8 protein-coding genes and 1 pseudogene are annotated in these 8,118 nt (G+C 36.3%); 6 read left to right on the forward strand and 3 right to left on the reverse strand.

From position 1 onward, the window contains the following. Nucleotides 1-99: 99 nt before the first annotated feature. The 3 genes and pseudogenes from A5886_RS07090 to A5886_RS07100 all read left to right on the forward strand — a co-directional run. Nucleotides 100-774 (forward strand): annotated as a pseudogene (locus A5886_RS07090) (nucleotidyl transferase AbiEii/AbiGii toxin family protein); the annotation flags it as partial. Nucleotides 775-1,043: 269 nt separating this feature from the next. Beyond that, nucleotides 1,044-1,493, forward strand: coding sequence for a cyclin family protein (locus A5886_RS07095; RefSeq protein WP_086274309.1), 450 nt, complete (start codon nucleotides 1,044-1,046; stop codon nucleotides 1,491-1,493). 7 nt (nucleotides 1,494-1,500) lie between these two features. Beyond that, on the forward strand, nucleotides 1,501-1,884 hold the full coding sequence (locus A5886_RS07100) for a hypothetical protein (protein ID WP_086274310.1): 384 nt from the start codon (nucleotides 1,501-1,503) through the stop codon (nucleotides 1,882-1,884). A 234-nt stretch (nucleotides 1,885-2,118) separates the two neighbouring features. On the opposite strand, the gene istB is transcribed toward A5886_RS07100, so the two are convergent. Next, a complete protein-coding gene (gene istB, locus A5886_RS07105; protein ID WP_086274311.1) occupies nucleotides 2,119-2,880 on the reverse strand; it encodes an IS21-like element helper ATPase IstB in 762 nt (253 codons plus the stop codon). Between the two features lie 10 nt (nucleotides 2,881-2,890). Continuing rightward, complete coding sequence (gene istA / locus A5886_RS07110) at nucleotides 2,891-4,114, reverse strand: IS21 family transposase (protein WP_086274312.1); 1,224 nt, start codon at nucleotides 4,112-4,114, stop codon at nucleotides 2,891-2,893. Between the two features lie 291 nt (nucleotides 4,115-4,405). Here istA and A5886_RS07115 point away from each other — a divergent pair, with 291 nt between their 5' ends. The 3 genes from A5886_RS07115 to A5886_RS07125 all read left to right on the forward strand — a co-directional run bounded on the left by A5886_RS07115 (nucleotide 4,406) and on the right by A5886_RS07125 (nucleotide 7,326). Continuing rightward, nucleotides 4,406-4,993: a PTS transporter subunit EIIC gene (locus A5886_RS07115; RefSeq protein ID WP_256926251.1), complete on the forward strand. Its 588-nt coding sequence runs from the start codon at nucleotides 4,406-4,408 to the stop codon at nucleotides 4,991-4,993. A 161-nt stretch (nucleotides 4,994-5,154) separates the two neighbouring features. Beyond that, nucleotides 5,155-5,718 carry an alpha-L-rhamnosidase N-terminal domain-containing protein gene (locus tag A5886_RS07120; RefSeq protein ID WP_218776631.1) on the forward strand — a complete coding sequence of 188 codons (564 nt, stop codon included), beginning with the start codon at nucleotides 5,155-5,157 and terminating at the stop codon, nucleotides 5,716-5,718. Nucleotides 5,719-5,781: 63 nt separating this feature from the next. Continuing rightward, nucleotides 5,782-7,326: a family 78 glycoside hydrolase catalytic domain gene (locus A5886_RS07125; protein WP_179189988.1), complete on the forward strand. Its 1,545-nt coding sequence runs from the start codon at nucleotides 5,782-5,784 to the stop codon at nucleotides 7,324-7,326. A 348-nt stretch (nucleotides 7,327-7,674) separates the two neighbouring features. Here the strand turns inward: A5886_RS07125 and A5886_RS07130 are convergent. Beyond that, the coding region (locus tag A5886_RS07130) for a PRD domain-containing protein (RefSeq protein WP_086274315.1) at nucleotides 7,675-8,118 on the reverse strand (444 nt) is incomplete at its 5' end.

Consider the following 8,118-nt stretch of genomic DNA (forward strand, 5'->3'; position numbering starts at 1 on the left):
GATATCCAAATTTTGATTAAGAAGTTTTTTATTGATTCATTTCTGAAATTATTGAGTGAATCTGCCTACCAAGATAAGTTTGTTTAGAAGGGTGGCTTCGTTCTTTCTGCGATTGCAGGAATCGAGAAGCGCACAACGGTAGATATTGACACATTAATTACTGGGGTAACTTTAGATGAACCGCATATTGAAACGTTAATTCATCAAATCATTGATGGGAAAGAAGTGAATGGGGTCACATTTCAGTTGGCTGATACGCAAAAAATTCATGATGAGAAGGAATTTACAGGGTATCGGGTATTTCTTATTGCACATCTAGATAATATGCGTGATAAATTTCATCTTGATATTGCAACAGGTGAAACCCTTGTCCCACCTCAGATTTCTTATCGGTATCAACCTCTAATACAAAAAGATGAAAGTTTTGAACTCTTTATTTATCGCACAGAAAGAATGCTTGCTGAGAAATTGCAGACGATTCTGGAACGGAGAACGCTAAACACTCGCAGTAAGGATTTCTTTGATGTCTACCTTTTTTCTCAACTTAATGTCATAGACGAAAAGATATTGTACGAAGCTTTTCATTTTGTTATTCAAGAAAGAAACTCAGAAAACGATGTCAATAATTGGAAAATTATTTTGAATGAGCTTCATGATAGTGAAGAGATGAAGCATCGTTGGTCAATCTATCAGCGTGATAATCGGTATGTTGAAGATCTTTCGTTTGAAGAAACTTTGCAGAGTGTAGAAAATTATCTCTTGATGCTCTCTTGATTCACTGCTAGTATGAAAAATTGAAGCGTCCTCCATGAACAACTGATAAAGATGAGAAAAATACTAGTATGTTTTCTTATCGGTTATCCTACTATGATTGGGTTCCGTGATTTATTTATTGGAAATGAGCTGTCTTTTTGTTAAAAAAATTTGGTGTCGCTACTCAGTTTGATTAACAACAAAAAAATTATATAGCTATTTTTTTGAGAAGGCTTAACAAAAAAGTTAGGTCTTTTTTTATTTCATTTTTTAGTAAGGAGAGCAAAATAGTGCTGTTTGATCCAACAAATTATCAATTACCAAATAAAAACAATGTTGACTGGATAATGACCAAAAAGAACCTGAGTATTTTTCTGTCAGAATATAAAAATATCCGAGAGAAACTTGGTTTACCAGCTACACCTAAAGTCAAAGAAACTTATTCTCTGATACATAATGAAAATGTATCAAAAGAAATGTATACGGATGAACTGTATGAAGAGTTTGTATACTTACACAAAATGTTTATCCATGGCTATTTATCAATCAATCATCCATTTAAAATAGATATTACGGAGCGCAGAAGGGAAATTTTTCTTCTGCGTTTTTTCTATGGTTTAACGATTCTATTGGTGAGTGAACGAATCCATTATCAGCGAAATGTGATTATTGATGATTCAAATTTAGCAATCATTCAATTTACAAAAGCAATCAATCTATTAGTGATGAAAGACAGGTGAATATGCGATGAAATACGATGATTTAATTGATGTACTTTATGAAACTTGTTCTGACTACGATCAGTTGATGTCTGGTGAGAAGCAAGCAGACCGCGACTTATTACAAAAACTTCTCGCATTGAATTTTGATGTCCGAAGAAATGGTATCAAAGGATTGGGTGACACAGAAGTCTTCATAGAAGATGATGTGCGATTACCATTTGAGGATCTGATATCAGAAATGGAGCAATTATCAAGTCGTTCTCGTTTTTCATCTATTAGTGAACTGTTAGATCGCACAAGGGAAGATTTACTTGAAAATGGTATCGATGGACTAATACCAAGTATAGACATGAAAGAGAAAATTCGATTAGCTGTAGAAGAGAATCTTAAAGTAGGGTATCAAAATTAGCACGGCTACTGTTTTTTAATGGTAAAGGAACCTAAAAATAACCATATATCAATCTTTAGCCGTTTTTTATCAAACCAACTACCAACTGTTTTTTACATATACTCTTTTTACAAGCTTGAATAAACGAACGCAGCGCTGCTGAAAGAGTACATGTCAATAGCGACAGAAAATTGTCGTTTTATGGCGGTTTAAAAATGTTGTTTTTAGCGGTAAACATGTTGCTTAAAAATCAGGTCAGGAACTTGAATTTTGATCCCTGTTTTCTTGATAATCCTTCATACGATAAGAATTACCGGTAATCTTATAAATCTTAGAATGATGAATCAGTCTATCAAGAATAGCGGCGGAGACGGCATCATTGTTAAATACCTGTCCCCACATTGAAAATGGTATATTGGTCGTAATCACAGTAGAGAAGCGTTCATATCGTAAACTCATCAACTGGTAGAACCAATCGGCTTGGTCTCTAGTGATGGGTACATAGCCAATCTCATCAATGATCAATAGCGGATAATTCGCATAGACTTTGATTAGTCTTTCCAATGTTCCTTTATGATAGGCTTTCGTGAAGCGGCTGACCAGGTCATGAAAGACAATGAACTTCACCTTGATTCCTTGTTCGCAGGCAGCCACGCCAAGTGACGTAGCCAAATGGGTCTTGCCCACACCACTATTGCCTAGAAAACAAATATTAGCACACTGCTCCATAAAGCTGAGACTGGTTAGTTCTAGAAGCTCATTTCGATTTAAGCTGGGCTGGAAGGTAAAGTCAAAATCAATCATGCGTTTAGATTTGGGAAAGCGCGCATTCCTGATTCGTTGTTTGACTTTTTCCTGCTCAATATGTTCAAGTTCTTTATTGGTTAGGTCTAGCAAAGCCTCCGTCAGAGAAAGGTTTTTATTTGCCTCCTCTGAAACAAAGTTTGGTAAATACTCAGCACATTTCACTAGGCCTAACTGTTGTAGATTATGGAGTAACTCTTGAAAGTTTGTCATGGTCAGCTCCTTATAAGTCATCGTATTGTGGCAAAGTATTCTTAATATATTCGTAAATATCCTCGTCGTCTCGGTGTTTCATAGCGTCAGACTTAAGAATTTCAAACTTATCTTCCACATCATAATTGAACCGATTATCAGTTAGAGGGTGTGAACGAATCAGTTCTCCGTTATAATAGATTTGGATATGTTGGTCGTCAAAATCCGTCTCGATTTCGACTTCACAGCCAATGTATTTCACAGGTACGGAGTACTTGCACTTTCTGAAGTTGACCATTGATTCTCTGGATACGATACGGGTAATATCGCATTCAAAGTAGGGTTTCAATAGTTCTTCTTGGATGGGTCGCAGGTGCTCTTTTTCTATGTATTCCCATAAATCAATCGGCCGCTCGCCTGTGGCTTGAGAAATTTCTTCGTGATTAAACTCATACCGCAAATTATTGACCAAGCTAATCAGCTCAGTTGCGTCATAAAACTCATAATTGTATGGTCGTAATCGTTCAACGAATCTCGCTAACGACTCTACGGCACCTTTAGTTTGTGGGCGATATGCCCGACAGATGATTGGTGTGAAACCCGCGTCTTTACTAAATTCATGAAAGCGAACATTGAACTGTGCTTTGCGATACTTGGTTCTAGAGTGATCGGCGACAGTCTTCATATTGTCAAACCAGATTTCTTCAGGAACGCCTTCTGCGTGTTGAAAGGCTTCAAGTAAGCATTGGAAGAGTGTGTCTTGTTTGCGGTCCCAAGTCAGTGTGATGTATTTCAGCTTTGAATAGTGGTTGACGTAGAGAAAGATATTGAATTTGTGGGGATTGCCAAACTTATCGTAAAGCACCACATCTTCTTTCCAATCAACTTGAGCAGCGAGTCCAGGAGTCGTTTCCACGCGAACCGTTGCTTTTTGAACAGCGTTTTCTTTGAAAGTTCGACAGTAATCTCTAACGATGGTGTATTTTCCGGTGAAGCCCCGTTTTTGAATGAACTTGTAAATAGCCATGGCGGAACAGGAAAGTTCTAACTTATCTTTGATGATTTCCCGATAACCATCCAGCTTCGAGGGTCTTGTCTTGTTCTTCGGTTTTTCTGGATTCGCTTTGATTCCTTCCTCGTAGTACCGTTTGACAGTTCTAGGGTCACAGTCATAGCGACGGGCCATAGCGGCATAGTTGGGTTTAATTTCTTTCATGATGTACTCGTGCACCTCTTCCTTGATATCGTTCCTCAATCTATTTGTCCTCCTTATGGATCAGATAGATTGATAATATCAAAAATAAAAAAATGTCAGAAAAACGGCATTTTCATTCCGCCGTTTTCTGACATATTACCGCCGCTATTTACACTGTACCGCCTGCTGTAGCAAAACCATTTGAGTCAATTATTCCATCATTTATCGTTGTAACGTTCTTCTTAGTCATTCGATTTTTTGATTGAAATTGGGTTAAATACAGATCCATTATCTCTTATTAACGGTACTTTAGGCATTCCACTTACAATGGTTGGTGGATCAATCGTGGGAATGATTTTTATCAAGATTTTCGAACAGTTTCTCTGGTTCTTTGGTCTTCATGGCTCAACTATCGTATCAGCAGTTGTCGGTCCTATCCATCAAGTGTTAGAGGATCAAAATAGAGCAGGATCTATTGCAGGAGAGATTCCGCAGAATATTATCAATATGAGCTTTAGAAATCACTTCACTTCGATCGGTATTATAGGTTCTGTAATTGCTATCTTAATCATCGCCAAAAGTAAACAATACAGAGAGGTTGGGAAAATCGCAGCAGGACCGTATATTTTCAATATTGGTGAACCAGCATTATTTGGAATCCCATTGATGCTAAATGTAAACTATTTTATTCCTTTTGTTTTTGCTAATGCAATAAGCACTATTGTTGCCTATGTGGCTTTTGCCCTAAGCTTGGTTCCTGTGCCGACTGGATTGGCTCAGTTGCCATGGACGACACCGATCCTTATTAGTGGTTATTTTGTAACAGGGAGTGTGAGAGGCGCTATTTTACAGTTAGTGCAACTGATTATCTGTGTGTTGATATGGATTCCGTTTGTAAAAATTTCGGATAGAAAACTGTATAAGGATGAATTAGCTTAATTTTTTACAATATAAAGATTAAGTCTTGGGGCCTTTTTCGTATCTGAGACTTAATCGACAATATTAAAAAAATGTAGATTAGGCGAAAATAGTTATGAATCGCCGACCATTGAGAGACAATATTTCGTTTGTTTATTACTGAATTTGACGGGGTGACTGATTTGAAAAAAGACGGCTTGGCTGATTGCTTCTATACATTTAATGGAAAGTGGGTTAAAAATAGTATCACCTACGATTATGGTGAGGAGGATAAAAATTATTATAATAAAAATCCGCATACACTGATTAGAAAAAAATTTATGGTTGAAACTTTTAAAAACAGCCGACTTTTGATTGCGGTACTCGGTTACTATCTTTGTTATATAAATGGACACAGGGTTGGTGACTACGAACTCAATAGCGATTGGACAAATTATAAAAAAAGAGTTTATTATGATGAATATGATGTCAGTTCCTATTTAATTGAAGGAGAAAATGAAATAACCATCGAATTGGGTAATGGGATGTACAATCCATCGCCGCTGCGCCTATTCGGAAAATACAATTTGCGAGAGCGTTTGGCTGAAATAGGTGAGTCGCAAATTGTCTGTGATCTTTATATTGATGGCCAACTCATGCTATTATCCGATGAATCTTGGGAGTCGAGTGCTGGAAATCTCATTTTTAATAATGCCTACTTAGGTGAGATGATTGATCTGGATCTTATAGAAAATCCTTGGTTGTAAGTATCTATAGGCAATGACACAAATAAATACTTCTTTGAAAAAAGCTTTATTCCAAAAGTAAAGGTGCACAAGACACATCAACCAAAAATTCTCACACAAACAAAACATGGTGTAATTGCGGATTTTGGTGAAACTATCTCAGGATTTATTGATATTACTTTTACCTCCAATGCTCAAAAGAAAGTAACGATTGTTTATAGTGAAGGAATACTACATGACAAAATAAATTTTGAGTCTTCCTTTGCCGGAAGTGTAGGACTAAAAAGAGGAAACAATAGAGTTTCAGGTGGTAGAGGTGCCCCAGCAAAAGGGGAACAAAAAGACATTATTTATACAAAAACTGGTAAAAACCATTTTCGAAATAAGTTTTGTTACCATTCTTTTAGATTTGCTGTGATCAGCGGAATTACTTCTGATGAAATCCAAGGAGTTTCAGCAATGAATGTGCATACCAATCTTCAACAAATTGGTCAAATCTATACGGACAATTGGTGGCTGAATGAGTTATTTGCGGCTTCGGTAAAGACAAGACTAAATAATACGCACTCGGTATTTGAGGATTGCGCCCGAGAAAGATTCGGCTATGGTGGCGATATGGTGGCACTAGCTTCCGCGAATTTATTTACTTTTGATTTGGAACGATTTAACAAAAAAGTCTTGAAAGACTTTCGTTTTAAACAGACAGAAAGCGGAGGAATTCCAGAGACAGCGCCTTTTATGGGAATACAAACAAACGGTACTGGGGAAGGTGAAGGGCCAATTCTATGGCAACTAGTTTACCCGTATCTGCTGTACAAGCATGTTCAATTTTATGGAGATATGCAGTTTCTTGAGCAGGAATACCCCTATGTTCGGAAGCAATTGAACTATTTGTTAACATGGCCGCTAGAAAAAATAGCAGAAAAATGCATAGGGGATCACGGTAGTCCATTAATAGAGGGAGATTTTAGAAGTTCAACACCAGATAAGCAATTTTTAGGCTACTGTACATTGCTTCTTTTTTTAAAGTACTCAATCTTACTTCGTGTCTATTTAAAGAAAGATACGCAGCAATTGAAAGAGAAATATCATCAAGTTGAACAGGTCATTATGAGGACTTTTGAAAATGAGGATGGTACTTTCGGAGATAAAACACAGTCATCTTTTGTATTTGCGTTGTTTTTAGAACTAGGCGATTCGAAGAGATTGCTGGATAAATTTGAAAAAAAAGTGGTTGCTGACGATTATATTTTTAATAGTGGCATATTTGGAATGTCTTTATCTTATGATGTGTTGCATCGATTTGGTAAAAGTTATTTAGTAGAGAAATGGCTGACTCAAAGTAGTCAAATCAGCTTTAGAACAATGCTAGGTAATGGGAATCAGGTTTTAGCTGAATTGTTTTTTGGGGAAGAGTACTCCTTAAATCATGCAATGTTTGCAAGTTACGCACAATGGTATTTTGAAGCATTAGCGGGTATTCGTCTTTCAGAGCAAGCAATTGCTGGGAATAAAATTATTCTACAACCGTATTTTGCAGAGACAGTAGATTCTTTTGAAAGCAACTTGAAATTAAAGCAAGGCATGATCGTTGTCAATTGGAGAAAAATCATTCAACAAATGAAGTGATATATACTGTTCAGATTCCCGAAACAGTGGAGTATGATTTGAAAGAAATCGTCGGATATAGAACCCTAATTTCTACTAGTTCGTCAGACAAGCTTTTGATTATTCACTATCAAAAAATTGACTGACCAGTTTTAGCAGTAATTTAGTGACGCAGCAGTAATACATGTAAAGCAGTTGTCGTATAGGGTGATATATATACATGGCGAGTTCTGAATATCGGATGTCAATTGAATATATTACGTGAATCAAACCAATCACATTTTTAGGCCAATCTGATGGGCATCACTTCTTTTAAGTGCTAATCAAAAAAGCAGAAAAACTTTTAAAAGATTTTCTGCTTTTTTACAGTTATTTTTGATAAATTATATCTAGCATAAAGCGACATTCATCTTCAGAAATGTGAATGGAGAACTGGTTTTCAATTTCTGATAAGGCATTCTTCATAGATATGATTTTTGTTGCTGCGTATTTTTCTTTATCTGGATAAACTAATTCATTTCCATTTAAGAGTAATCGTTCTATTAAGTAGGCAGTGTGCACCAAGATACTTAAAACAGTTGAATTTTCAAATACAAGGATGAACTCTTGTTCTAATCTGTTGATTAGTTCCTTTAAACTTTCTTTTAATTTAAAACCCGATAACAAGTACAAATACTTATCGACAGATTCAATACCCATGTCAATTACTATATCTCTTGTATACAGATCCGCTGGAGAGCTATCAATAAAAGCAGTTTTACGACCTGCTAATGTTAATAGTTTTGATAACCCATCTTTCAAAATGATTTCTTG

Origin of the sequence: Candidatus Enterococcus testudinis, from assembly GCF_002140915.1 — a bacterium.
Lineage (GTDB): Bacteria > Bacillota > Bacilli > Lactobacillales > Enterococcaceae > Enterococcus_D > Enterococcus_D testudinis.

Excerpts from the sequence above, each read along its gene's own strand:
- A5886_RS07100 (WP_086274310.1), top strand. The coding sequence starts at position 1,501 with ATGAAATACGATGATTTAATTGATGTACTTTATGAAACTTGTTCTGAC.
- istB (WP_086274311.1), bottom strand. The coding sequence starts at position 2,880 with ATGACAAACTTTCAAGAGTTACTCCATAATCTACAACAGTTAGGCCTA.
- A5886_RS07115 (WP_256926251.1), top strand. The coding sequence starts at position 4,406 with ATGATTTTTATCAAGATTTTCGAACAGTTTCTCTGGTTCTTTGGTCTT.